The organism is Jujubicoccus corallicola (assembly GCF_047345645.1).
Lineage (GTDB): Bacteria > Pseudomonadota > Alphaproteobacteria > Rhodobacterales > Rhodobacteraceae > JBLEFH01.
Window position 1 is genome coordinate 79,696 of sequence record NZ_JBLEFH010000004.1, and the last position, 22,009, is coordinate 101,704.

At 61.9% G+C, this 22,009-nt stretch carries 19 protein-coding genes; 5 read left to right on the forward strand and 14 right to left on the reverse strand.

Going from position 1 to position 22,009, the window contains the following annotated elements; all coding sequences use genetic code 11:
• Positions 1–2: 2 nt before the first annotated feature.
• Genes ACMA5I_RS08110 through ACMA5I_RS08125 form a run of 4 tightly spaced genes read left to right on the forward strand, consistent with a single transcriptional unit; the run spans position 3 to position 4,082 of the window.
• Positions 3–1,043, forward strand: a complete 1,041-nt coding sequence (locus ACMA5I_RS08110) for a TRAP transporter substrate-binding protein (RefSeq protein ID WP_525885751.1) — start codon at positions 3–5, stop codon at positions 1,041–1,043.
• Between the two features lie 58 nt (positions 1,044–1,101).
• Complete coding sequence (locus ACMA5I_RS08115) at positions 1,102–2,568, forward strand: M81 family metallopeptidase (protein WP_525885752.1); 1,467 nt, start codon at positions 1,102–1,104, stop codon at positions 2,566–2,568.
• Complete coding sequence (locus ACMA5I_RS08120; RefSeq protein WP_525885753.1) at positions 2,568–3,629, forward strand: D-TA family PLP-dependent enzyme; 1,062 nt, start codon at positions 2,568–2,570, stop codon at positions 3,627–3,629. The genes ACMA5I_RS08115 and ACMA5I_RS08120 overlap by 1 nt, the downstream gene beginning before the upstream one ends.
• 54 nt (positions 3,630–3,683) lie before the next feature.
• Positions 3,684–4,082: a RidA family protein gene (locus tag ACMA5I_RS08125; protein WP_525885754.1), complete on the forward strand. Its 399-nt coding sequence runs from the start codon at positions 3,684–3,686 to the stop codon at positions 4,080–4,082.
• Between the two features lie 145 nt (positions 4,083–4,227).
• Here ACMA5I_RS08125 and ACMA5I_RS08130 read toward each other — a convergent pair whose 3' ends face one another.
• The 14 genes from ACMA5I_RS08130 to ACMA5I_RS08195 all read right to left on the reverse strand — a co-directional run bounded on the left by ACMA5I_RS08130 (position 4,228) and on the right by ACMA5I_RS08195 (position 20,035).
• Positions 4,228–5,766, reverse strand: a complete 1,539-nt coding sequence (locus ACMA5I_RS08130; RefSeq protein ID WP_525885755.1) for an aldehyde dehydrogenase (NADP(+)) — start codon at positions 5,764–5,766, stop codon at positions 4,228–4,230.
• 38 nt (positions 5,767–5,804) lie between these two features.
• Positions 5,805–6,797 carry a PdxA family dehydrogenase gene (locus ACMA5I_RS08135; RefSeq protein ID WP_525885756.1) on the reverse strand — a complete coding sequence of 331 codons (993 nt, stop codon included), beginning with the start codon at positions 6,795–6,797 and terminating at the stop codon, positions 5,805–5,807.
• Complete coding sequence (locus ACMA5I_RS08140; RefSeq protein ID WP_525885757.1) at positions 6,794–7,507, reverse strand: GntR family transcriptional regulator; 714 nt, start codon at positions 7,505–7,507, stop codon at positions 6,794–6,796. The genes ACMA5I_RS08135 and ACMA5I_RS08140 overlap by 4 nt, the downstream gene beginning before the upstream one ends.
• 16 nt (positions 7,508–7,523) lie before the next feature.
• Positions 7,524–8,441: a dihydrodipicolinate synthase family protein gene (locus tag ACMA5I_RS08145; protein WP_525885758.1), complete on the reverse strand. Its 918-nt coding sequence runs from the start codon at positions 8,439–8,441 to the stop codon at positions 7,524–7,526.
• A gap of 5 nt (positions 8,442–8,446) precedes the next feature.
• The gene (locus ACMA5I_RS08150) at positions 8,447–9,622 is read right to left on the reverse strand and encodes an L-rhamnonate dehydratase (RefSeq protein ID WP_525885759.1); all 1,176 of its coding nucleotides are present in this window, start codon (positions 9,620–9,622) and stop codon (positions 8,447–8,449) included.
• A complete protein-coding gene (locus ACMA5I_RS08155; RefSeq protein WP_525885760.1) occupies positions 9,619–11,103 on the reverse strand; it encodes a tripartite tricarboxylate transporter permease in 1,485 nt (494 codons plus the stop codon). The genes ACMA5I_RS08150 and ACMA5I_RS08155 overlap by 4 nt, the downstream gene beginning before the upstream one ends.
• Positions 11,104–11,107: 4 nt before the next feature.
• Positions 11,108–11,578, reverse strand: coding sequence for a tripartite tricarboxylate transporter TctB family protein (locus tag ACMA5I_RS08160; RefSeq protein WP_525885761.1), 471 nt, complete (start codon positions 11,576–11,578; stop codon positions 11,108–11,110).
• Between the two features lie 65 nt (positions 11,579–11,643).
• Complete coding sequence (locus ACMA5I_RS08165) at positions 11,644–12,594, reverse strand: Bug family tripartite tricarboxylate transporter substrate binding protein (RefSeq protein ID WP_525885762.1); 951 nt, start codon at positions 12,592–12,594, stop codon at positions 11,644–11,646.
• Between the two features lie 324 nt (positions 12,595–12,918).
• The gene (locus ACMA5I_RS08170) at positions 12,919–14,586 is read right to left on the reverse strand and encodes a thiamine pyrophosphate-binding protein (RefSeq protein ID WP_525885763.1); all 1,668 of its coding nucleotides are present in this window, start codon (positions 14,584–14,586) and stop codon (positions 12,919–12,921) included.
• Positions 14,587–14,643: 57 nt separating this feature from the next.
• Positions 14,644–15,879 carry a mandelate racemase/muconate lactonizing enzyme family protein gene (locus ACMA5I_RS08175; RefSeq protein WP_525885764.1) on the reverse strand — a complete coding sequence of 412 codons (1,236 nt, stop codon included), beginning with the start codon at positions 15,877–15,879 and terminating at the stop codon, positions 14,644–14,646.
• A gap of 16 nt (positions 15,880–15,895) precedes the next feature.
• Positions 15,896–16,933 (reverse strand): LacI family DNA-binding transcriptional regulator, encoded by a 1,038-nt coding sequence (locus ACMA5I_RS08180; protein WP_525885765.1) that lies wholly within the window; start codon positions 16,931–16,933, stop codon positions 15,896–15,898.
• Between the two features lie 48 nt (positions 16,934–16,981).
• On the reverse strand, positions 16,982–18,481 hold the full coding sequence (locus ACMA5I_RS08185; RefSeq protein ID WP_525885766.1) for a tripartite tricarboxylate transporter permease: 1,500 nt from the start codon (positions 18,479–18,481) through the stop codon (positions 16,982–16,984).
• A gap of 27 nt (positions 18,482–18,508) precedes the next feature.
• Positions 18,509–18,928, reverse strand: a complete 420-nt coding sequence (locus ACMA5I_RS08190) for a tripartite tricarboxylate transporter TctB family protein (RefSeq protein WP_525885767.1) — start codon at positions 18,926–18,928, stop codon at positions 18,509–18,511.
• Positions 18,929–18,991: 63 nt separating this feature from the next.
• Positions 18,992–20,035, reverse strand: a complete 1,044-nt coding sequence (locus ACMA5I_RS08195) for a type 2 periplasmic-binding domain-containing protein (protein WP_525885768.1) — start codon at positions 20,033–20,035, stop codon at positions 18,992–18,994.
• A 229-nt stretch (positions 20,036–20,264) separates the two neighbouring features.
• Between ACMA5I_RS08195 and araD the strand changes: the two genes are divergently transcribed.
• The gene (araD, locus tag ACMA5I_RS08200; RefSeq protein WP_525885769.1) at positions 20,265–22,007 is read left to right on the forward strand and encodes an L-arabinonate dehydratase; all 1,743 of its coding nucleotides are present in this window, start codon (positions 20,265–20,267) and stop codon (positions 22,005–22,007) included.
• Positions 22,008–22,009: the final 2 nt, after the last annotated feature.

Genomic DNA, 22,009 nt, shown 5'->3' on the forward strand with positions numbered 1-22,009 from the left:
CTATGAAACATCTAGCGACAGGAGCGGCCCTTGCGGCGATGCTGACAGCCAGCACGGCGATGGCCGATGGCGGGGTCATCAAATTCGGTCACGACAACAAGATGGACCCGTTTGAGAACCCGGCCCACGCCTGCACCGCCGTCTTTTCGAACATCCTCGAAGCCGGCACCAATGGCAGCGTGACCGTCGAGGTGTTCGGCTCCAACCAGCTTGGCACCGCCGCCGAGCATGTCCAGCAGGTCCGCGACGGGATCTTGCAGGCGACGCTGACCTCCACAGGCGCGCTCGCCAGCTATTACCCGCGCATCGACGTGCTGAACCTGCCCTTTGCCTTCGCCGACAACAGCTCGACCTATGAGGTGTTCGACGGCCCGTTCGGCACATCCCTCGCCGCGGATATTGAGGCGGAACTGGGCGATGTGGTGGTTCTGGGCTTCCCGGACACGGGCGGGTTCTTCGCCGTTACCAACTCCAAGCAGCCGATTTCGGAGTTGGAGGATTTCGACGGGATCCGTATCCGCACCATGACCCTGCCGTCTCACCAGAAGATCATGCAGGCGCTTGGCGCAGAGGCCTATCCGCTGGCTTGGGGCGAGGTCTATTCGGGGCTTCAGACGGGTGTGATCGACGGGCAGATGAACCCCGTGCCGATCATCTCCTTCTCGAATTTCTCCGAGGTGCAGGAATATATGACCCTGACCAACCACCTCTTCTCGCCCTACACCTTCCTGATGAACCGGGCCTTCTATGAAAGCCTGAGCGACAGCGAGCGGACGGTTCTGCACAATGCAGCCGAAAACTGCGTCGAGGCGAGCCGCGGCATCAGCCGGATCATCGAAGCGTCGGATCGCGGCCTTGCCGGGCTGATGGATCAGATGGAGGTGACCTCGCTCACCGCGGAGCAGCGCCAGTCCATGGCGGATGCGACCCAACCGGTGTTCGAGGCCTATATCGCTGAAAATCTTGACGAAAAGGCTGTTGAGCTTCTCGAAGAGCTCAAGACCGAGGTGAACGCCGCCAACGAGACGGTGTATCTCCAATAACACGCCCCCGGTCAGCGGCCTTCGGGTCGCTGACCTCTCCAAGAAGGATTGATCTGATATGCGCGTTTTCTGCGCGTCCATTGCAACGGAATGCAATACATTCTCCCCGCTCCGGGCGGATTTCACAGACTTCCAACAAAGCTTCTACGCGCCCCCCGGCCAACACCCTGAATCCCCCACCCTGTGTAGCGCCGTGTTCCCCGCTCTGCGCCGCCGCTCCCGTGCAGGCGAGATTGAGCTGATCGAAGGGACCGCAACCTGGGCCGAGCCCGGCGGCATCGTGAATGCCGCCACTTGGGACCGGCTTCGCGACGAGGTTCTGGGCCAGCTCAAAGCGGCGATGCCTGTTGATGCGGTTATTCTGGGTCTGCATGGCGCGATGATCGCGGAGAACTGCGTCGATTGCGAAGGCGTGCTGATCGAGCGTATCCGCGAGATGGTCGGCGAGGATGTGAAGATCGGTGTGACTTTCGATCCGCACAGCCATCTCAGCGCCAAACGCACGGACAACGCCAATATCATCACCGTTTTCAAGGAATTCCCGCACACAGATTTCGTTGAGACCGGTGAGGCCTGTGTCGATCTCACGCTCCGCGCCGTGCGCGGCGAGATCAACCCGAAGATCTCGGTGTTCGACGTGAAAATGATGGATGTGCTGCCCACCAGCAAGGAACCGATGCGCGGTTTTGTCGATCGCATGACGCGGCTGGAGACCAAGGAAACGGCGCTGTCGATCTCCGCCATTCACGGCTTCATGGCCGGGGACAGCCCCGACCTCGGCGCGAAAATCATCGTGATTACCGACGACAACCGCGTCTGTGGGGACCGGCTGGCGCAGCATCTGGGCATGAAACTTTTCGCCCTGCGTGGCCGTACCAAGCCCGATTTCCTCACCGCCCGCGAGGCGCTCACCGAAGCCATGGCGTTCCCCGAGCGCCCGGTCGTCATCGCCGATGTCTGGGACAATCCGGGCGGCGGCGTGGCCGGAGATTCCACGATCATCCTGCGCGAGGCGCTTCAAATGGGCCTTAGCAACATCGCTTTCGGCACGATCTGGGACCCGATGGCCGTGCGGCTCTGCCACGCGGCGGGCGAAGGCGCGTCGCTGCGCCTGCGCATCGGCGGCAAAACCTCGGATATGGCGGGCGAGCCGGTCGATCTCGATGTGACCGTCCGCCGGGTCGCGCGCAATGCGGTGCAGAGTTTCGGCACCTCCATCGTCCCGCTCGGCGATTCCGCCGTGGTCGAGGCGAATGGCATCGAGATTGTGCTGAACTCGAACCGGGCGCAGGCCTTCTCACCTGACCTTTTCACCAATCTCGGTGTCGACGCCCTGAGCAAACAGGCCCTGATCGTGAAATCCACCAACCATTTCCACGGCGCCTTTGCCAAGATCGCGGCGAAAATCCTCTACGCCGCCGTCGAAGGTCCCTATCCAAACGACCCGCGCAAGACCCACTATACCCGACTGGAGCGCCAGATCTGGCCGATCGTCGAGAATCCGCATGAGGTCCCGAAGAACTGATGTTTCCCCGCATTCAAACCCCGGCCGTGCTGGTCGATCTCAATGTCGCTGAGGCCAATATCGTGCGGTTTCAGAACTATTGCGATGCCCATGGCCTCAAGCACCGGCCCCATATCAAGACCCACAAACTGCCCATGCTCGCCAAACGTCAGATCGCGGCGGGCGCCATCGGGATCACTTGCCAGAAGATCTCCGAAGCCGATGCGATGATCGCCGAGGGCGGCGTCCGGGATGTGATGATCACCTACAACATCGTCGGTTGCGACAAGCTCGCGCGCCTGCGGCAACTCGCCGAAGAGGTCTACATTAGCGTGGTGGCGGACAGCCGCGCGACGGTGGACGGGCTCTCCAAGGCGTTTCGCCGCGCGCCAAGCCCGCCAAACCCGCTCACCGTTCTGGTGGAATGCGACACCGGCGCGGAGCGCTGTGGCGTGCAGACCCCCGACGAGGCCGCCGCCCTCGCCCGCTATATCGCAGGCAGCCCCGGCTTGCGCTTCGGCGGGCTGATGACCTATCCGCCCGTCGGGCGCGAAGCCGAGGTCGAGCGCTGGCTGGCGGGCGCCAAAGCCAAGATCGAAGCAGCAGGTCTCGACGTGCCCGTCATCTCCAATGGCGGCTCGCCGGGCATGTGGCAAGCCGAACAGGTCTCGACCGCCACCGAATATCGCGCAGGCACCTATATCTATAACGACCGCTCGCTGGTCGAACGCGGCGTCTGCGAATGGGAGGATTGCGCCCTCAGCGTGCTCGCCACCGTGGTCTCCACCCCGACCCCGACCCGCGCCGTGATCGACGCAGGCACCAAGGTGCTGACCTCGGATCTGCTCGGCCTCGACGGCCACGGCCATGTCCTCGGTCGGCCCGACATCAAAATCGCCAATCTCTCCGAGGAACATGGCGTATTGATCGCGGACAACATGAACCTCGCCATTGGCGAGCGCGTCCGCATCATCCCTAACCATGCCTGCGTGGTCAGCAACATGCTCCACGCGGTCGAACTTGTCCGGGGCGACGAGCATCTCTGCTCCACCCCGGTCACAGCACGCGGGAAAGTCTGGTGATTTGCCATGCTTCGCTCGCCCCTTCTTTTCACCCCCAAATCAGGAGTCTTTTTCATGAGTAGTGAACATATCGAACGCCTCGGCGCAGACCGGACCGGCGCAGGCGGACAGCCCCTACCCTTCGCCCCCGCCGTGCGCGCGGGCGATTTCGTCTTCATCTCCGGCCAGGTCGCCATGAAGGAAAACGGCGAGATCGAGCCCGGCGGCATCGAAGCGCAGACCCGCAAGACGATGGAAAACCTCATCGCCGCCCTGGCGCTGGCCGATTGCACGCTCGAAGACGTCGTGAAATGTGGCGTCTGGCTGGACGATCCCCGCGATTTCTGGACCTTCAACCGCGTCTACGCGAGCTATTTCCCTAACGGCGGCCCCGCCCGCTCCACCGTCCGCTCCCAAATCATGGTGGACGCCAAAGTGGAAGTCGACGCGGTGGCATATAAGCCGCGCGGGTGAGGGGGTTATCCTTCATCTAAAAACGGCGGCCCCATGCTTTTTCAAAACTGCATGGGGCCGCTTCTGATGAGTTATCTATTGAAAATCTCATCGACGATCTGATGAGGAGCTATAAGGCTAGAAAGCGTCCGAAAGATAAAACGGACTATAAAATCCAGCCCTTTAGCTCCTGCCGCAAATCCACCGGCAGCACGTTTTCCGGGATGTTCTGATAGCTCACCGGTCTGAGGAACCTGCGGATAGAGAGCGTGCCGACCGAGGTTGCGCCGAAGTTTGTGCTCGCCGGGTAGGGCCCGCCATGGACCATCGCGTCGGCGACTTCCACACCGGTTGGGAAGCCGTTGGCGAGCACCCGGCCCGCTTTTCGCTCGAGGATCGGGAGCAGGCGTCGGGCGGCGTCTGTGTCGCCCTCGTCCATGTGGAGGGTGGCGGTGAGTTGGCCCTCGAAGCCCTTCGCCAGCGTTTCCATCTCGTCGACGCCGCTGACCCGGATCACGAGGCCGAGCGGGCCGAACACCTCTTCGCCAAGGGCGTGGTCCTGCAGATAGGTTTCCGCGTCGGTCTCGTAGAGGTTCGGGCTGGCGTCGCGGCCTTTACTCTCGGTCGAGAGTAGAGGCGTTACGCTGTTGCGGCCCTCGAAACGGGCTTGGCCGTCGCGGTAAGCTTTGGCGATGCCGTCGGTCAGCATGGTTTGCGGCGCGGCTTCGCTGAGCGCGGCTTTGGCGGCGGAGACGATGGCGTCGCCAGCCGCACCCTTCTCGATCACCGCGATGCCGGGATTGGTGCAAAACTGCCCGGCGCCCATGGTCAGCGAGCCCGCCCAGCCGGTGCCGATCTCTTCCCCGCGATTGGCCGCGGCCTCTGGCAGCACGAACATCGGATTGACCGAGCCGAGCTCGCCGAAGAAGGGGATCGGCTCGTCGCGCTGCGCACAGAGATCGAAAAGAGCGCGTCCGCCGCCGAGCGAGCCGGTGAAGCCGACCGCTTTGATGAGCGGATGCTGGACAAGCGCTTGGCCCACCTCGCGATTGCCGCCTTGGATCAGGCTGAAGACGCCCTTCGGCATGCCGGTTTTTTCAATCGCGGAATGGATCGCCTCGGCGACGATCTCGCCGGTGCCGGGGTGGGCAGAGTGGCCCTTCACCACGACCGGGCAGCCCGCGGCGAGGGCCGCCGCCGTGTCGCCGCCAGCGGTCGAGAAGGCCAGCGGGAAATTGGAGGCACCGAACACGGCGACCGGCCCGATGGGGCGCTGGATCATCCGCAGATCGGGGCGCGGGAGCGGTTCGCGGTCCGGCAACGCTTCATCATGGCGGCGGTCGAGATAGTCGCCCTTGCGGATGTGTTCTGCAAAGAGGCGAAGTTGGCCAACCGTGCGTCCACGCTCGCCTTGCAGGCGTGCCTCGGGCAGGCCGGTTTCCTGAGACCCGATCTCGGTGATCGCCTCACCGCGCGCGTCGATCTCATCGGCGATGGCGTCGAGGAACGCCGCGCGCTCCTCGCGGCTCGCATACCCATAACTCCAAAACGCCTCTTCCGCCGCCTCGCAGGCGCGGTTCACCAGATCAACCGAGCCGACGCTGAACTCGTGGCTCGGACCATGCGCTGGCTCCGACGCGAAACTCCGCTCGCCAGATACCCAGTCGCCCGCGATCAAATGCTTCCCGTGGGGGGTGAAGGTCATCGTAAGCTCCTTTTAAACTCGTGCTGTTTCGGGAACGCTTATTCCCAATTTGCGACCATGTCGCAGGCGATATCGAAGGCCTGACGCATCGCGCTTACTTGGGCTTCGCCCTTCCCGGCAATGTCGAAAGCCGTGCCGTGGGCGGGCGTTGTCACCGGATAGGGAATGCCGCCCTGCACTGTCACGCCGCGATCAAAGCCCAGCAATTTCAACGCGATCTGACCTTGATCGTGATACATGGTGACCACAGCGTCGATCTCTTTAGCCTTGAGCTTGAGGAACACGGTATCGGACGGCCACGGCCCATCGACGGGCATTTGACGCAGCTGCATCGCCTCCACGGCGGGGCGCAACACGTCGATTTCCTCGCGCCCGAAATTGCCGCCATCGCCTGCATGGGGGTTGAGCGCGGCCACCGAAATGCGCGGGCGTTTCACACCGGATCGGCGGAGCGTCTTGTCGATCACATCCACGGCGTCGTTGAGGCGCTCGGCGGTGATGGTGTCGGCGACATCGCGGAGCGCGATATGGCTGGTTGTGCGAGAGGTCCACATGCCATCGAGCACATTGAGCTCGGACAGATAATCGCTCACGCCAAGCTTTTCGCCCATGTAATGCAGCTCATCGGAGTGCGTCAGGCCAGCGAGATGCATTGCCGCCTTGTTGAATGGCGCGAAGACGAACGCGTCAATCTGGCCCGCTTGAAGCATCTCCAACGCGATATCCATCGTCTCCAGAACCGAACGGCCGGAGGGGGTCGTCTCCTTGGCAACTTCGATCTCCTCGGGAGCAATGGTCTCGGTCTCAAGCCAAGCGACACCCTCTTCCGGCGCTTTCCAATCCTCGCGACCAGCCGGAACCAGCGCGTAATCCGCGCCCGCCTGCTCCATACCAAGTTCCAGCACGCAGCGATCGCCGATCAGGAGAATCTCGGCGGCCTCATGCACGCCTTCGGAGGTCATGAGTTTGGCGGTCAGCTCCGGGCCAATGCCGCTCGGATCGCCGGGGATAATGCCTATACGCGGCTTCATGTTTTGGTCTCCTCAATCTCTTCGGTGCGTGTTTTTGTGATGTTTTCGACGGCGGTTTCGAGGTGGCGGCGCAGGGCGGCCGCACAGGCCGGGCCGTTACGGGCGACGAGTGCGCGCACCACATCTTCATGTTGCCGCAAGGTGCGGGGACGATCCGGTTGACGGCGCGACGAGATGAAGCGCGCGCGCCAGAGCCGGGCGTTGAATTGCTGCTGTGTTTGCAAGAGGGGGCGGTTGCGGCTCGCGGCGACGATGGCCTTGTGAAATTCCATATCGCGGCGGAAAAACGTCATCGGGTCCTCCACATCGGAGCCGTCGATCATCGCCTGGCAAATGCTTTCGATCTCCGCGATCTCGTCGTCGGTCGCGTGTTCGCAGGCTTGCTCCCCGGCCAGCGCCTCCAAGGCGCCGAGCACAGAGAGGTTTTGCTCCAAGGTCTCCAGATCCGGGTCCGCCACAAACGGCCGCCGGGTGGGCGAGTAGATGATCAGCTCTTCCATTTCGAGGATACGCAGCGCCTCGCGGAGCGGGGTGCGGCTGATCTTGAGCGCTTCGGCCAGCTCGCGCTCGCGCACGGGTGCCCCCGGCGCGAGTTTTTCGAGGAGGATCAACTCGCGAAGCCGGTCGGCAACCTCGTCGCACAGCGTCCGGCGGCCCTCAATGGGGGCCAATTCCGCCAGTTCTTCCTCAAGTGGCTTCTGACTCGACATGACTTCGCTCCTTGCTTTACCGGCCCCATCTTAGGGCAATGGGGTCGAGTGGGCGCAAGAGATCAAGCAACTCATTCCGCGTTTCCGGCGAAAGCGGCGCAACGGGATGACGGCAGAAATCGGACGCGATCACCCCGCCTTCCTTCATCGCTGCCTTGGCCGCGCGGAAGCCGCATTGGCGGTTTTCATGGTTGATGGCGGGCAGGATGCGCGAGTAGCCCTCGACGGCGGCGTCGCGGTTTCCGGCGCGGTGGTCTTCCACCACCGTGCGGATGAGTTCGGGGATCATGGCGGAGCACATCGTCCCGGTCGCGCCGGCATCGAGATCGGCGAGCATGGTGATGCCCTCCTCGCCGTCTAGCGGGCTGACGATGTGATCGCCGCCCTCGGCAATCAGGGCGCGCAGTTTCGCCGCCGAGCCAACACATTCGATTTTGAAATGCTGAAGCATCTCGATCTCGCGGGCCATTTTGACGAGCAGCGGGACAGGCAGCTCCACCCCGGAGAGCGGTGCGTCCTGCACCATAATGGGGATGCCCACATCGCCAACGCGGGCGAATTGCTCATAGGTCTGCTCCGCCGTGCCGCGCATCAGCGCACCGTGGTAAGGAGCCATCATCATCACCGCGACGGCCCCAAGATCCTTGGAGAGTCGCGCCCGCTCCACCGCGATTTGCGTCGCGTAGTGGGAGATCGTGACGATCACCGGCAGACGCCCGCCGAGATGGTCCAAACAATGGCGGGTCAGCGTCTCGCGCTCCTCATCGGACAGCAGAAACTGCTCAGAATAATTGGCGAGGATACAGACCCCATCCGCCCCCTGATCGACGATGCAATCGAGCACGCGGGACATGCCCGGCAGATCCAGCGTTCCGTCCTCGTTGAAGGGCGTCGGCGCAACGGGCCAAGCCCCGGTCAATGTGTTCGCAGCCATGGGACTCACTCCTCAATCCGGAAATTGTCGATATGTTTCTCGGTGATCGAAATCCCGAGACCCGGCGTGTTGTCGTCGAGTTGCAGGAAGCCGTCCTTCGCCTCCGGGTCGCCCTCGAAGATGTAGTAGAACAGCTCATTGCCGACCTCGACGTCGAAGACCGGGAAATATTCGCTGACGGGACAATTCGCATTGGCCATGGTCAGGTGGTAATTGTGCATCTGCCCGGCATGCGGGATCACCGGGACTTGGAACGCTTCGGCGATGGCGTTGATCTTTTGCGCCGCGGTGATGCCGCCCACGCGGTTGGTGTCATATTGCAGGACGCTGACCGCGCCGCGCCGCAGAAGATCCGCACAGCCGATGATCGAGAATTCATGCTCACCGCCGGAAATCGGGACGATATTCATCGCGTTGAGTTCCGCATAACCCGCCACATCGTCGGCGATCACCGGCTCCTCTAACCAACGCGGCTCGTATTTGGCGAGCTTGGGGAGCATCCGTTTCGCATAGTCGAGATTCCAGCCCATATAGGCTTCGAGCATGATGTCGTTGTCATAACCGATCACCTCGCGCAGCGCCTCGACGCGTTTGAGGTTCTCGCGCATCCCCGGCATGCCGTCTTTCGGGCCGAAACCAAAGCGGGTCTTATAAGCGGTATAGCCGCCCTTCATCGCTTCCTCGGCTTCCGCCTGCATGGCTTCGACAGAGTCCGCGTAGAGCTTGGAATAATAGACCGGGATTTTCTCCTTGGTTCGCCCACCAAGCAGTTTGAACACAGGCTTGCCCGCAAGCTTGCCCATCAGGTCCCAGATCGCGATGTCCACCGCCGAAATGGCCGTCATGCCGATCCCTTTGCGGCCCCAGGCATGGGTGCGGCGATACATCTTTTCCCAAAGATAGGCGTAGTCGAACGGGTCTTCCCCAATGATCAGCGGGGCCATCCATTCGTCGATCGCCTTCTTGGTCACGGTCGGCGCGAGCGCTGCGTTGCCGATCCCGATCGCGCCATCCTCGGTCTCGACCTCACAGGTCAACCATTGATGGAAGCGGAAGGAGGACATCGCGTCGCCCTTGTCGTAGAGCGCGTCGGACGCGTTGGTGCAGAAATGCCCCTGCGGCGGCACGGTCGGCCCTGTCCAATGCCAGACACGGGTGCGGACAGATTTGATCTTGCTCACGACGAGATCTCCTTTTTCTTAAAGAGTTTGAATATGGGGCCGCCGAAAAGCGCCACGGCGGTCAGCACGAAAAACACGAGGGCAATCGGGCGGGTGAACATCAGCCACCAGTCTCCGCGGAACATGGCGATGGACTGGCCAAGCCGCTGCTCCACCATGGCCCCGAGCACGAGACCGATGGCGAGCGAGACGACGGAGAAACCCGTGCGGATCATCGCGTGACCGATAAGACCAAAGGCCAGCGCCACGATGACATCCACCACGGACTGACGGATCGCATAGGCCCCGACAATCGAGAAGAGGAACACCAGCGGCCACAGGATACGCTCGGGGATCAGCGTGATCCGCGCGAAGATCGGTGCGCCGCCAATGCCGACAGCGATAAAGAGGACGTTTGCGACCAGCAACGCGGCGAAGATCACACCTAGGAATTCGCCCTGCTCCTGGAAAAGGGTCGGTCCCGGTTGGATGCCCTGGGTCAGCAGACCGGCGAGAATGATCGCAGCGGTCGGGCTGCCCGGAATACCGAGCGCGAGGGTCGGGACAAGTGAGCCGCCAATGGCTGCGTTATTGGCCGATTCCGAGGCGGCGATGCCTTCGATCTCGCCCTTGCCGAAATTATCCTTGTTCTTCGACCAGCGGCGCGCCTCGTTATAGGAAATCATCGAGGCAATCGTCGCGCCTTCGGCGGGCAGCACCCCGATAAAGGTGCCGATCCCGGTGCCGCGCAGGATCGTCGTACGGATGCGGCGCAGATCCTCCATGCTTGGGAGTTTCACCGCACGCATGGAAATCAGGCGGCGCTCCCCGTCGAGATCGGTGGACTGCCGCAGCAGCTCGGCGATGCCGAAAATACCGATCATCACGGGCACGAAGCCGATGCCATCATAAAGCGCGTTGGTGCCGAAAGTGTAGCGCTCGACGCCGGTGAGAAGGTCCACGCCAACGGTCGCGAGCAGCACACCGAAGGCCCCCGCAATCAGGTTCTTGATGGCCGACCCGCCGCCAATAGTTGCGAGCATCGAGAGACCGAAAAGCGTCAGCGCGAAATATTCCGGCGGGCCGAAATCATAAGCCAGACCCGCCATGAGCGGCGCGGCGAAGAAGAGGAAGATAATCGAGATGAACCCGCCAATCGTCGAGGCAATCGTAGCGACGCCGAGCGCGCGCCCCGCCTCACCTTTCGCGGCGAGCGGATAGCCATCGAGACAGGTCGTCGCCGAAGCCGAGGTGCCGGGCGTATTAATCAAGATCGCGGTAATCGCCCCGGCAAAGGTCGCCGAGCCGTAGATCGTCGCCAGCACCACGGTTGCGCCCACCGGGTCCATCGTGAGGGTGAAGGGCAGCAGGAGCGCCGCACCCGTAGTCGCATTGAGACCTGGCAGCACACCAATCGCCGTGCCAACCAGCGTGGTGACGACGATCAGCAGCAGAAGGCCGGGATCGGCGAGCGCGGTCAGACCTGAGAGAATATCGACCATGATCTCACCCGTAATAAAGGTTGATGAGGAAACCGCGCGGGAAACGCACCTGAAACGCGGTATCGAAGAAGAGGACGACGAGGATCGGGGCGACGATGCCAAGCGCGATCAGCACAAGCGGTCGCCGCTCACCCCAGAAATAGGCGATGCCGAAACAGCCCGCCATGAGGGCCAGCAGGAAGTCACTGGTAAGCATGAGCAGCCCGACGATCAGCAGCGCCAGCAATGTCATATGGAAGGGCCGCGGCAGAGGGCTCGTGTCCTCCTCGGGCTCCTTGCCTTTCAGCGTGCGCCAGATCCCGAAGGCTGCCAGCACGATGATGACCGTCGCGACCATCCGCGGAAATGCGCCCGGCTGAAATCCCTGAATGAGCATGGGCGGCACCTTCTTGAAGGTGTAGGACCAGCCGAAAGCAAAGGCGGTGATCAGCGCGCACAGCACCAGTGGCATGTATTTTGTGACGTGATGTGGCATCGGCTTTCCTCCCCGAAGGCCCGTTCAATGCTGGCCGCGCGCAACGACGCGGCCAGCCTGTGCCATCAGTTCTCGACGTAGCCGAGTTCCACCAGCGCCTCGCGCATTTGCTTGACCGAGTTGTTCATCTGCTCGCCCCAAACATCCGCATCGGCGACAGACCCAGCCTCAAGGCCCTGGCTTTCAAGGAATTCGATATATTCCGGGCTCTGCATGCCCTCCATCATCGCCTCACGCAGCGCGGTGACGACCTCATCCGGCGTGCCTTCCTTGACCGCAAAACCGCGCACGGTCGCGAAATCCGCATCGATCCCGAGATCTGCCGTTGTCGGCGTGTCCGGCGCGGTCGCCAAACGCTCGCTGCCCATCACGACGATCGGGCAGACTTCACCCGCATCGATTTGCGAGGCGGCTTCACCGTAGTTGAGAACGCCCACATCGACATTGCCGCCGACGAGATTGGTCAGCAGATCTCCGCCGCCCTCAAAGGGGATGATTTCCGGCTGCGACAATTCGGCGGCCTTGGCGAACATAAAGGCCGACACATCGTCGATATTGGCCACATGGGTCACGCCATAAGACATCGACTCGTCTTTTTGCGCGTCGATAAAGGCCTGCGTATCGTCATAAACGCCGCATTTGACCATCAGCACCTGCGGATCATTGGTGCCGCGCGCAATCGGGATAAAGCCCTCGGCCCCTTCCGCGCCATTCTTGGCTTGGGTCACGGCATGACCGGTGGTCCAAACGAGAATGGTCTGCCCGTCCGCAGGCTGACTGTTCACATATTCCATAGAAACGGCACCCGACCCGCCCTGACGGCTGGCCACAACCATATCCGTGCCGAGCACTTCGGAGACCGACCGCATCATCATCCGCGCCGTCGTATCCGAGCCGCCACCTGCGCCCGAATGGGTCACAACTTCGATGGTGCCGTTCGGAAAGCTGTCCTGCGCGAGAGCCGCACCCGGCAGCGTCAAAGCCGCAAGAATCGCCGTGCTTTGCAATAGTTTCATGATTTTCCTCCCTAAAATTCTGTCACCTGTTGAGCTGACATAATTTGTATAACAGCAAAATTTCTGCATGTCAAAATTTTGGCATGCCAAAATTTCGTTAATGACATTCGTTGGCTTGTTTTCCTGCTACAGATCGTTTGCTGTCAGCTATCTTGCGATACAACTTGGTCGGTTGGAGCATGAAGATGGGGCCGGAAAACGACAGATCTAGTCGTCAGCGTTCGGCCACAATGTCTTCCTTGGGAGAGGTCAGCCGCGAAGGCGCACTTAGACTGCGTTCTATCCGCTAGCGCGAACCTAAGAGAAAAGGACCACCGCCAGAGTCTAGTTCCCCCGCAACTTCGCCACCGTCGTGCGCGTCGAGATCTGGTTCGGATCCGTGATCAGCTCAATCACTGTCGGGCGGTCGCTCGCGAAAGCGGCTTGGATCGCGGGGGCGAAATCTTCCGTCCGGTCGACGCGCGCGAATGCGGCGCCGAGGCCTTTTGCAAGCGCGCCGAAATCCGTGGTGACGATGTCGGTGCCGGAGACGCGGGCGGGATAGTCACGTTCCTGATGCATGCGGATGGTTCCGTAGGTGCCGTTGTTGAACACCAGGACGATGGGGCGCGCGCCGTGTTGCACGGCGGTTGCGATTTCGTTGCCGCTCATCATGAACCCACCATCGCCGACGAAGGCGAGGACCTGGCGTTTGGGATCTTGCAGCGACGCGGCGACGGCAGCGGGGACCGCGTAGCCCATGGAGCCGCAGGTGGAGCCGATCTGTCGGCCGGGTCGCCCGAAGCGCAGGAACCGTTGGGGCCAGCCGGTGTGGTTGCCCGCGTCGAGCGTGATGATGGCATCGTTCGGGAGCATATCCCGAAGGGCGATCATCGCGTCGCCCATGTTGAGCGGGAAGTCGTGGGCGGGCGGCTCGGCATCTGCGAGATAGTCCTGCCGCAAGGTCTCCCGCCAATCTTTTTCCGCGAGCATCTCTAGCTTGAGATCCGCCAGCGCGCGGAGGGCGGCGGCCGGGCCGGAGACGAAAGCGAGATCCGGGGAATAGACCCGCCCGATCTCGTCCGCATCGACATGGATGTGGATAAGGGTTTGCTCCGGGGTCGGGACGCTCAGGGTCGTGTAGGTTTTGGTGGCGATCTCACCAAGCCGCGCGCCGATGGTCAGGATGAGATCCGCTTTGGCGAGCGAGGCCACGAGGCTTGGCGCAACGCCGGTGCCAAAATCGCCGACATAGAAATCGGAACGATTGTCGATCAGATCCTGCCGGCGGAAGGAGGTGGCGACGGGGAGGTCATGCGCTTCGGCAAATCGCAGCAGATCGGCGCAGCTCTCGTCGCTCCAGCCGGAACCGCCGACGAGCAGCATGGGCCGCTTCGCTTTGCGCAGCGCCGCGCCAATGGAGGCCGCTTGCTCTGCGGTGAGCGCGGGCACGGCGGGCGCATAGGGGCGCGCATCGGGCACCGCGACTTGATCTTTCAGCATATCTTCGGGCAGCGCGAGAACGACGGGGCCGGGCCGCCCGGAGGTCGCCACCCGAAACGCACGCGCCATATATTCGGGGATGCGCGCGGCATCGTCGATCTGCGCGGCCCATTTGGCGACGGGGGCAAACATCTGGCGATAGTCGATTTCCTGAAAACTCTCGCGGTCCATCGTGCCGCGCCCGACCTGACCGACGAGCAGGATCATCGGCGTCGAATCCTGATAGGCGATATGCACCCCGACCGCCGCCTGACAGGCACCGGGGCCGCGCGTCACCATGCAAATGCCGGGCCGCCCGGTCAGCTTGCCGTAAGCTTCGGCCATATCGGCGGCCCCGGCCTCGTGGCGCGCATTGTAGAGGGTGAAGCGATCCTTCACGTCATAAAGCGCGTTCAGCACGTCGAGATAGCTCTCGCCCGGCACGCAATAGGCGCAGTCGGCACCATGGATAAGCAACTGATCCACGAGGATTTGTCCGCCGGACCGGGTGGGATGTGTGGCATCTGTCATGGTGTCTTCCTTCTTATTGTGTGGCCCGGTGGCGGGATCGTAATGACCGTCGGCGCGTCAGTCACAGCTTTTGCCGCTTATGGTGCGCCGCAGATCGCTGCGGGCAAGCACATCGCTGTTCAGCGCCGCGCCTAGGCCCGGCCCGCTCGGCGGCGCGATATGACCGTCCGTGACCGCTGGCATGTCGGTCATCACCTCGCGGTAGAACCCTTCGAGATGCGAACGGACGGTCTCGACAATCAGCGCATTTGGCATGGCGGCCATGAGCTGGAGATTGGCGAGCAGCGTCACCGGGCCAGTGCAGTCATGGGGTGAGATGGTGCGGTCATAGGCCATGGCGAGATGCGCGACCCGCTGGCCCTCAGTCAGCCCGCCAACCCAGCTTTGGTCGAAATTCGCCACATCAATTGCGCCGCGCGCAAACATCTCGCGATACCACGGGAGCGTGCCGAGATTTTCCGATCCGGCGAGACGTGTGGTCGACGCTTCTTTGTAGCGCCGAAGATCGTCGAAATTGTCGAGCTTGATCGGGTCCTCTTGCCAGAAAATGCCATAGGCTTCGGTGGCGCGGGCGATCTCCTTGGCGGGCGGGAGGGACCAGAGGCCGTGATATTCCATCATCACATCCATCCGGTCGCCGACCTGATTGCGGATTTCTTCGAGAACCCAGAGCGCATCCGTCATCTCCGCCGCGCTGATCCATTGCCCGCGCGTCTCCCGCGCAGCGTGATCGAATGGCCAGATTTTCATCGCCGTGATGCCCTCATCAAGCAATTCCTGCGCCAGCCGCGCTGGCTCATAGACCTGCATCAGCAGATCCTCTTGGCGGCTGATGGATGCGGGCGCCGGGTCTTTGCGGGAGAAAATCTGCGTGTCGTAACCCGCGCGCGCCTTTCCGTTATAGCCGGAATTCGCGCAGGTGTTGTAAACCCTCAGCCGGTCATGGAAGCGCCCGCCGAGCAGCGTGGTGATGGGCGCGCCGAGGGCCTGCCCCCAGAGATCCCAAAGAGCAATGTCGATGGCGGAGTTGCCCCGGATCTCGATGGAGCGCGTCGGGAAACCGTTGAACCGGTTGCCGATGTCGTGGCGGAGCGCGTGGGAGATGCGGGTTCGGTCCATCGGGTCTTGGCCCAAAAGATGCGGTGCGCAGGTTTCATGGATATAGGCGATCACGGCTGCGGCGTTGCGGAAGGTCTCGCCGAGCCCGATCAGACCCTCATCGGTATGAAGCCGCACCCAGACGAAATTGTCGAATTCTTCGAGCTGGAGCGTCTCCACGCCAATGATGTTCATGGCTTTTCTCTGCGCATCACGCGGAGCCGCGCCGCAGGAGTTCAAAGCCGAGATCCATCACCGGATTGGGAACCGTCTCGCCCTGCATCCGTGTCAGAAGCGCCTCGGCGGCCTGACGGCCAAGCGCCTCGCGATCCACGCGGACGGTGGTGATGCCCGGCTCGACAAAGCCGGAAAATTCCTGATCGCCGAAGCCGATCACCGCAATGTCGTCCGGCACTTTCAGCCCGCGCGCCTGCGCCTCGGTGATGACGCCGTGGGCGAGCAGATCGGAGGAGCAGAAGATCAGACCTTTGCGGAAATCGGTCTCGTCCATCAGCCGCGCGAGGCCGCGCCGCCCCTGCCCCAAACTCGCCTGCGCTTCGAGGTTGATGATGCTGATCGCCTCGCCCGTGCGCGCTTTGAGCCGCGCGGCGAAGGCCTCCATACGCCGCTCCGCCCGGCGGTCGCCCGCATGGATCGCGGCGACAGGGCCGAAGCCTTCCTCAATGGCGAAATCCGCGATGGCGCGGCCCGTCTCCGCGTGGGAGAAACCGACGCAGATATCTATTGGCGTTTCGCTGATGTCCCAGAGCTCGACCACCGGGATGCCCGCCCCGAGAAGCGATTTGCGGGCCTGCGCACTGTGGTGGATGCCTGTCAGCATCATCGCATCGGGGCGGCGCGAGAGGTGCAGGGCAATGACCTTTTCTTCTTCCTCCGCCGAAAAGCCCGTTTCCGAAAGCATGATCTGGTAGCCGCGCTCACGCATATCCTTGCTGAAAGGACGCAGCATAGAGGAGTAGATAATGTTGGTGATCGACGGGACGAGCGCGCTGATGAGCATGCTCTTGCGAGAGGCCAGCGCACCAGCGATCGCATTTGGCACAAAGCCTGTGGCCTCAATCGCCTCGCGGATGCGGCGGAGCGTCTCCGGCGAGACCTTGGAGGGGTCTGAAAGCGCGCGCGAGACGGTTACTTGCGAGACGCCTGCGATCCGGCCCACGGCGGCCATGGTGACGCGCTTGCCTGACGCCTTATGATCGGCTGTCTCTCTCGGACCGTTTTTTATCATGCCGCGCATCATTGGACCTCGCCTTGCAAATTGCAACGGTCGGCGCTCTTAATCGAGCGCTTCCTTCACATTGCTTCTGCGCGACAGGTAAATCGAGCCTGCCAGCGATCCGATGATCAACACCCAGAGAACCATGGCGATCCAGCTCTTATTGAAGAAGATGGCGAGATTGCCAAAGCTTTCCAAACTCTTGACGAAATAGACCTCCGCGGACGGCCCGAGGATGAAGCCGATGATAAAGGGCGCGACCTCCAGCCCGAGTTTCACCATCAGCCAACCGAAAATCCCGAAGATCAGCAGCGTCCACACATCGAACATGATGCCGTAATTGATGGTGTAAGCGCCGATCACACACATCATCAGGATGATCGGGAAGAGAATATGTTTCGGGATCGTCACGACGAGGGCGAAATAGCGGATCGCGAAATACATCATCGTAAACATGGCGATATTGGCGATCAGCATGGCGAAGATCATCGCGTTCCAGGTCTCGGGATTGTTGCCGATGAAGAGCGGGCCAACCTGAATGCCTTGCAGCGTGAAGGCCCCGATGAGAAGCGCCGTCGTGGCATCGCCGGGGATACCGAGGGAGAGAAGCGGCACCATCGCCCCGCCGGTCAGCCCGTTATTGCCCGCCTCGGAGGCGATCAGCCCGGCGGGCTCACCCTTGCCGAACCGCTCGGGGTGTTTGGAGAAGGTTTTGGCGTTGGAATAGGCGAGGATCGACGCCGCCGAGCCGCCGACGCCCGGAAGGATACCCGTGAAGGTGCCGATACCGGAGGAGCGGATCAGGTTCACGATCTGTCCTTTGAACACCGAGAAGGAGAAAGTGGATTCCTCGCCGATCTTGATCACGTCGCGCGACTGGCCTTCGGGCACGCCTTCCTCGGCGGAGTCGAGGATCGCCGCGAGACCGAAAAGACCGATCAGCACCGGGAGCAGCGAGAAACCGGATTCGAGCCAGTAGCCGAGGCCCGGCGGGATAAGCCGCATCTCGCCATTGCCGCCATCTGTGATGTCGTAGACGCCGATGAGGCTAATGAAGATGCCCAGAAAACCGGAGAAAATCCCCATCAACAGATCCGAGGACAGCGCCGCCATGACGCTGAGGGCGAAGAGGATGATCAGGAATTTCTCGACATAGGAGAACTCGATGGCGAAATCCGCCAAGGCGGGCGCAAAGAAGAAGAGCGCCAACAGGCTGATAAGCCCGCCCGCGAGCGAGGCGCAGATACCAATCCGCAGCGCTTTTTCGCCCTCGCCGCGTTCGGCCATGGGGCTCCCGTCGAATGTGGTCGTGATGGAGGATGGCGTGCCGGGAATGCCGAGCAGGATCGCCGGGACAAGGCCGCCGGAAATCCCCCCGACATAGAGGCCGAGCAGCAGTGCCAAGCCATTTTCCAGACCCAGCGAATAGGTCAGCGGCAGGCAAACGGCGACGGCCATGGTCGCGGTCATGCCGGGGATGGCGCCGAAAATGATCCCGACGAAAGTGCCGCCAACGACCAGCAAGATAAACAGCGGAGAAATGAGGCTCAGAAATTCCATGGAACGGGCTCCTCTTTCGCGGGGGGATCAGGGCAGGGTGAGGTAGAAAATGTCGGTGAAAAGCCACCACACCAGCGTCGGCACGGCGAGCGCGATGACGAGGAGCAGGACAAGCTGGCGCGTCGTCCGCTCATGCATGAAAAGAACGCCGGTCAGGAACACGTAAGGAATGGAACTGATGAGAAAGCCGAGGCCGATATTGGGCCAGATATTTCCGATCGGCACCATGACGATGAAATAAATCAGGGTCAGGGCCAGCGCGCCGAAAAAGCGGGTCTTGTCCATGCGGCCCATGATCTCGGACCAGTAGCCGCCCGCGGCTGCAAAGCGATGCCGCCGCGTGATGAGGATGGCGAGGCCAAGCGCCGCCAGCACGATGCCGATCAGCGTCGGGAACACCAGATGCGATGTTTCGAAATCAATAGTGACACGGGTCAGGTCGCCCATCGTCTCCTCCCTTGCGAGAACCGGAAAGGTCCGGGCGAGAGCCGCCCGAACCCATAGGTGTCGTTATTCGGAGATTTGCGAGATCACATTCTCATAGGTGTCGCGCTTTTCCTGAAGATGAGCCTGCGCTTCCGATGTGGGGCGGAAGTTGGGGATGAAGAAGCTTTCCTTCTGGCGCTCCTGAATGGCCCCTTCGGCGAAAATCTCGGTCAGCGCGGTGTCGATCTGTTCGATCATCGCCGGTTCCATATCCTTGTTAAAGAGCATGAAGAACTCTTTATCGAAGGTGAAATCCTGATCGCCGTCGAGGGTCACACTGGCCTCCGGCGAGGCATAGCTCATCAACGCCGCACGGTCCGTGTCGCCCATGCCGGCCTCAGGGGCCTGCTCCAGCGTTTCGGGACGCGCCGTGATCCAGACGAAGCGCATCGCTTTCTGATCGTCATCGGCAAGCTGCGTGAACTGCTCATTGGCCTGAATCGAGCCGTTGATCACGTCTGACAGATCATCCCACATCGACTGGTTCTTGTCCGATTGCGAGCCGGTATTCACGGCCACGATGTTCTCTTCGGAACCCGGTGCCCGAACGCGCGCGGCGTTCTTCATCGCGGTAAAGCCAATTTCGGACACCCCGCCCGGCTGGATCGCGACGCGGACGCGCTCGCCATTTTCAGCAGCGGTCAGGATGTCTTCCATGGTCTGATAGGGCGAATCCTTGGCGACGAGATAGGCATTGCCCGGATTGGTCGCGACGGTCGGGCCGACGATGTAATCCTCGAACGGGTCGGCATAGCCGGTCACGCCGTAGAGGTTTCCAAGATATGCCTGATCGTGGAACATCATGATCGTGGTGCCGCGGCTGTCGCGCGACAGGGCCTTGTAAGCCTCGCCCACACCGACCGCATCAACCTTGATATTGATGCCGAGCTTTTCGGCAAGCGCATCGGCGATGATGGCCGAGTTCTGATAAGTGTCACCGCCGGTCGAGCTGGAGCCGATCACCATGCGGACATTGCGGGGCAGCTCCTGCGCACCAACGAGAATCGGCTGGCTGACAACAGCAAGCGCGCTGGCCGCCGCAAGAAGAGTTCTGCGTGTAAAAGTCATGTTTTCCTCCCGGTGCGGCCATGGGTGACCGCGTTTTTTGTGGCGCCTCTCTCCCTGAGGCGGCGATGCGCGAATTTGCTTATGAATGCGCATACATAGATATTCACCATATTCACCCTGCGCCTGTCAAATTATAAATTTTCTCTTAATTAAATCACGTTTTCGCGCCCATATTCGTTGACACTCGAATATGTATACGCATACATTGAGAAAAAATTGGGAGGCCCGCATGAAAGACACAAAAGGCAAAACACCGGAGACCTTGCGCAGCGCGCGCTGGTTCGCGCCGGATGATTTGCGCAGCTTCGGCCACCGCTCGCGGATGATGCAGCTTGGCTATGCGGAAGAGGAATTTCGGGACCGCCCGATCATCGGGATTCTCAACACCTGGTCGGACCTTAACTCCTGCCACGGCCATTTCCCGGAGCGGGTCAAGGATGTGAAACGCGGCGTGATGATGGCGGGCGGTTTCCCCGTGGAAATGCCGACGCTCTCCGTCGATGAAAGCTTCACCAAGCCGACCTCCATGCTCTACCGCAACATGCTCGCCATGGAGACGGAGGAGATGATTCGCTCCCACCCGCTCGATGGCGTGGTCCTGATGGGCGGCTGCGACAAGACCACCCCCGGCCTTGTCATGGGCGCAATCAGCGCGGGCGTTCCGATGATCTACCTGCCCGCTGGCCCGATGCTGCGCGGCCATTACGCGGGCAAAATCCTCGGCTCCGGCTCGGATGCGTGGAAATATTGGGATGAGCGCCGCGCGGGCAATATCTCCGATGAGGAATGGCTCGGCGTTCAGGGCGGCATCGCCCGCTCGGTCGGCACCTGCATGACCATGGGCACCGCCTCCACCATGACCGCAATCACCGACGCGCTCGGCCTGACCCTTCCCGGTGCGTCCTCCATTCCCGCCGCCGATGCGGGCCACCAGCGCATGAGCGCGGAATGCGGCCGCCGGATCGTCGATATGGTGTGGGAGGATCTGACGCCCGATCTCATCATCAACGATGCCTCGGTCAAGAACGCCGCGATTGTGGCCATGGCCACCGGCTGCTCGACCAATGCGGTCGTCCACCTCATCGCCATGGCCCGCCGTGCCGGTGTGGACCTGAAGCTTGAGGATATGGACGCGCTTGGCCGCGACACGCCGCTGATCGCCAATGTCCGCCCCTCAGGCAAAGACTATCTGATGGAGGATTTCTTCTACGCGGGCGGCCTGCGCGCGCTGATGAAGCAGATGGAGGACCGGCTCGACATCTCCTGCCTCACCGTCACGGGCAAGAGCCTTGGCGAAAACCTCGAGGGCGCGGAAGTTTACAATGACGACGTGATCCGCCCGCTCTCGAACCCCGTTTACCATCAGGGCTCGCTAGCCGTGCTGAAGGGCAATCTCTGCCCCTCCGGCGCGGTCATCAAACCTGCCGCCTGCGACCCGCGCTATTACCAGCACGAGGGTCCGGCGCTGGTCTTCGACAGCTATGCCGAGATGAAAAAGGCGGTGGACGACGAGAATCTCGACGTCACCCCCGATCACGTGATGGTCCTGCGCAATGCCGGCCCGCAAGGCGGCCCCGGCTTCCCGGAATGGGGGATGCTCCCGATCCCGAAAGCGCTCATCAAGCAAGGCCACCGCGATATGCTGCGCATCTCGGACGCGCGCATGTCCGGCACGTCTTACGGGGCCTGCGTGCTGCATGTCGCGCCGGAAAGTTTCGTCGGCGGCCCGCTCGCCCTGCTGAAAACCGGCGACATTGTCCGGCTCGATCTCGAAAACCGCCGCCTCGACATGCTGGTCGACGAAGGCGAGATCGAACGCCGCCGCGCCGCTTGGGTCCAGCCGGAGCCGCGCTTTGCACGTGGCTGGGGCTACATGTTCTCCAAACATGTCGGGCAGGCCGATACGGGCTGCGATTTCGACTATCTGGAGCGCGATTTCGGTGCCAATCCCGGCGAACCGGCGATCAACTAAGG

Bases quoted from the DNA above. Each gene is read 5' to 3' on its own strand.
- ACMA5I_RS08135 (WP_525885756.1), bottom strand. From the start codon at position 6,797: ATGAAGCCGCGTATAGGCATTATCCCCGGCGATCCGAGCGGCATTGGC.
- ACMA5I_RS08110 (WP_525885751.1), top strand. From the start codon at position 3: ATGAAACATCTAGCGACAGGAGCGGCCCTTGCGGCGATGCTGACAGCC.
- ACMA5I_RS08145 (WP_525885758.1), bottom strand. From the start codon at position 8,441: ATGGCTGCGAACACATTGACCGGGGCTTGGCCCGTTGCGCCGACGCCC.
- ACMA5I_RS08155 (WP_525885760.1), bottom strand. From the start codon at position 11,103: ATGGTCGATATTCTCTCAGGTCTGACCGCGCTCGCCGATCCCGGCCTT.
- ACMA5I_RS08175 (WP_525885764.1), bottom strand. From the start codon at position 15,879: ATGAACATCATTGGCGTGGAGACGCTCCAGCTCGAAGAATTCGACAAT.
- ACMA5I_RS08190 (WP_525885767.1), bottom strand. From the start codon at position 18,928: ATGGGCGACCTGACCCGTGTCACTATTGATTTCGAAACATCGCATCTG.
- ACMA5I_RS08170 (WP_525885763.1), bottom strand. From the start codon at position 14,586: ATGACAGATGCCACACATCCCACCCGGTCCGGCGGACAAATCCTCGTG.
- ACMA5I_RS08130 (WP_525885755.1), bottom strand. From the start codon at position 5,766: ATGACCTTCACCCCCCACGGGAAGCATTTGATCGCGGGCGACTGGGTA.
- ACMA5I_RS08120 (WP_525885753.1), top strand. From the start codon at position 2,568: ATGTTTCCCCGCATTCAAACCCCGGCCGTGCTGGTCGATCTCAATGTC.
- ACMA5I_RS08195 (WP_525885768.1), bottom strand. From the start codon at position 20,035: ATGACTTTTACACGCAGAACTCTTCTTGCGGCGGCCAGCGCGCTTGCT.
- ACMA5I_RS08140 (WP_525885757.1), bottom strand. From the start codon at position 7,507: ATGTCGAGTCAGAAGCCACTTGAGGAAGAACTGGCGGAATTGGCCCCC.
- ACMA5I_RS08125 (WP_525885754.1), top strand. From the start codon at position 3,684: ATGAGTAGTGAACATATCGAACGCCTCGGCGCAGACCGGACCGGCGCA.
- ACMA5I_RS08165 (WP_525885762.1), bottom strand. From the start codon at position 12,594: ATGAAACTATTGCAAAGCACGGCGATTCTTGCGGCTTTGACGCTGCCG.
- ACMA5I_RS08180 (WP_525885765.1), bottom strand. From the start codon at position 16,933: ATGATAAAAAACGGTCCGAGAGAGACAGCCGATCATAAGGCGTCAGGC.
- ACMA5I_RS08160 (WP_525885761.1), bottom strand. From the start codon at position 11,578: ATGCCACATCACGTCACAAAATACATGCCACTGGTGCTGTGCGCGCTG.
- araD (WP_525885769.1), top strand. From the start codon at position 20,265: ATGAAAGACACAAAAGGCAAAACACCGGAGACCTTGCGCAGCGCGCGC.
- ACMA5I_RS08115 (WP_525885752.1), top strand. From the start codon at position 1,102: ATGCGCGTTTTCTGCGCGTCCATTGCAACGGAATGCAATACATTCTCC.
- ACMA5I_RS08185 (WP_525885766.1), bottom strand. From the start codon at position 18,481: ATGGAATTTCTGAGCCTCATTTCTCCGCTGTTTATCTTGCTGGTCGTT.